At 72.4% G+C, this 2559-nt stretch carries 2 protein-coding genes and 1 pseudogene; all 3 read right to left on the reverse strand.

Annotation, left to right across the window (positions count from 1 at the left end; genetic code table 11):
- On the reverse strand, window positions 1–933 hold a 933-nt coding region (gene alc / locus AOK16_RS23085), incomplete at its 3' end, for an allantoicase (RefSeq protein ID WP_055474075.1).
- On the reverse strand, window positions 930–2049 hold a 1120-nt coding region (gene allB, locus AOK16_RS23090), incomplete at its 5' end, for an allantoinase AllB (protein ID WP_240483710.1). The genes allB and alc, both read right to left, overlap by 4 nt.
- 2 nt (window positions 2050–2051) lie before the next feature.
- Window positions 2052–2258: pseudogene (locus AOK16_RS28750) on the reverse strand (hypothetical protein); the annotation flags it as partial.
- Between the last annotated feature and the right edge of the window lie 301 nt (window positions 2259–2559).

The following is a 2559-nucleotide window of genomic DNA, read 5'->3' on the forward strand; positions in this document are numbered from 1 at the left end:
AACCGCCACCCACCCCGCCGAGTTCCCCTTGTAATAGCCCGTGTCGATCTCGATCGCGCGGATCTCGGCCTGCTCCGCCAGCGCGTAGCGGACCCAGTCGTGCCCCTGGTCGCGGCGGCGGCGTGTCTCCCAGCCGTCGTCCATCTTGCGGGAGCGCCCCGGCTGGATGGTGTTGACCGGCGGGGAGTAGAAGCGGTCGGAGGCGTCCTGGGCCGCGCCGCCGTTCTCCAGCGCCACCAGATCGAAGGTGCCGAGCGCGGCGAGCCACGCCGGGTCGGGCACGGCCTCGCCGTGCACGCGCAGCCGAGCGATGCCGCCGTCGGGGTGCTGGTTGACGCGCAGGTGTGTGAATCGCTGCCGCACGTCCACCGCGAAGCCGTTCGCGGCGTGCCCGCCCACGGCCGTACGCGGCACAATCTCGGTCCACTTCACATCCGGGCCAAGCAGTTCCTCGGGCGCGGGCGATCCGGCCACGGCCGTGCCCTCGATGCTCACGGCCTGCGGGTAGTTCCCGCGGAAGTGGGCGGTGTCGACGACGATGCCGTGGATGACCCCGGGCGCCCCGAGCCGTACGAGCGCCCAGTCGTGGTCCTCGTCCGCCGGGTGCGGCCGGTCGGCTCCGGCGCCGCGGCGGCGCCGGGTCTCCCAGCCGTCCATGATCTTGCCCTTGTGGCCGAAGTGCTCGGGGTCGAAGACGGCGGCCTCGGGGATCAGCAGGTTCTCGCGCTCGGCGAAGAACTCGTCGTTGGCGGCGATGACGGACGCGCCCAGCCGCCGGTCGGCGAGGTCGGCGTGGTGGGTGAAGGGGAAGTCGGCGGTGCGGTAGTCGGCGTACGGGTCGCCGGCGCCGTACGGGCTGGCGTCGCCGGTGAAGCGGGGGATGCTCGCGGTCGCGTCCGTGGCGGTCTCCTTGCTGGGGACGTCCTGGCTCATGCTGTTCGCTGCCTCTCGATGAGTCGGCCGGTGGGCTCGGTGGGAGTGCCGTGGTCCGCGATCCGCCGCCCGCGCAGCCAGGTGGACCGTACGACGCCGTGCAGCGTGCGCCCGGCGTAGGCGGTGACCCGGTTGCGGTGGTGCAGCTCCGCGGGGTCCACGGTGAAGGTCTCGTCGGGGGCCAGGACCGCGAAGTCGGCGTCGCGGCCGGCTTCGATGGCGCCCTTGTGCCGCAGTCCGGCCAGCTCGGCCGGCGCGGTGGACATCCAGCGCGCCACGTCCTCGAGGCCGTGCCCGCGTCTGCGGGCCTCGGTCCAGACGGCGGGCAGGCCCAGTTGGAGAGAGGAGATGCCGCCCCAAGCCTCGGCGAAGTCGCCGGTGTCGAAACGCTTGAGGTCGGCGGTGGAGGGCGAGTGGTCGGAGACGACGCAGTCGATCACACCGTCGGCCAGCCCCTGCCAGAGCGCGTCCTGGTTGGCCGCCTCGCGGATGGGCGGGCAGCACTTGAACTCGGTGGCGCCGTCCGGGACTTCCTCGGCGGTCAGCGTCAGGTAGTGGGGGCAGGTCTCGACGGTCAGCCGTACGCCCTCCCGCCGGGCCTCGGCGATCAGCGGCAGGGCGTCGCCGGAGGACAGGTGGAGTACGTGCACGCGCGCGTCGAGCCGCTTGGCGAGGGCGATCAGGCCCTCAATGGCGGTGTCCTCGGCGGCGCGCGGCCGGGAGGCGAGGAAGTCGGCGTACCGACGGCCGGGGGTGCGGGGGGCGCTGTCGAGGCAGTGCGCGTCCTCGGCGTGGACGACGAGCAGTCCGCCGAAGCCGGCGATCTCGCCCATGGCCTCGGCGAGTTCGGCCGCGGAGAGGTTCGGGAACTCCTCCACCCCGGAGTGCACCAGGAAGCACTTGAAGCCGAAGACCCCGGCGTTGTGCAGGGGCTTGAGGTCCGCGGTGTTGCCGGGGATCACGCCGCCCCAGAAGCCGACGTCGATGTGGACCCGCCCGTCGGCGGCGCCGCGCTTGAGGTCGAGGTGCTCGACGGTGGTGGTCGGCGGGACGCTGTTGAGCGGCATGTCGACCAGGGTCGTGACGCCGCCGGCCGCCGCGGCGCGGGTGGCGGAGNNGTCCTCGCGGCGCACGGCCGATTGGCCCGCGTCGCGCGTCTCGCCCGCCTGAGGCGTCCCGTACGCCTCATATGCCTCGTACGGGAGCACGGCGGCGATGCTGCCGTCCGCGACGGCGACTGTCGCGGCGCGCGTCCCCTCCGGGGTGATGACGCGCGTCGAGCGCAGGAGCAGGTCAGCTCGTTCCGCCTCCGCAGACTGTGACACCCGAGCCCCTCTCCACGATCCACGACGAAATTTCAACGTTCTGTTGAAACGGAGTCTTCACTCCCCCCCTGGCACCCGTCAACCCCTCCCCGCCATCCGCCTCCACCCGAGAATTTCCATCCACCGATATCACATTTCCACTTGCCGGACTATGAGGACGCCCCGGTAAGCTGCCCTTTTGCCGTTCGTGCCGCTGCGTCCGCACCAGGCGTGGCCGCGCCCTCCTGCCTCGCACTGAATGCGCCGTTCCGCCGTCCCACGCCAGCCCCACCGCCGCCAAGCCCGCCGCCTCCGGCGGCGT

The organism is Streptomyces pathocidini (assembly GCF_001418495.1).
GTDB lineage: Bacteria > Actinomycetota > Actinomycetes > Streptomycetales > Streptomycetaceae > Streptomyces > Streptomyces pathocidini.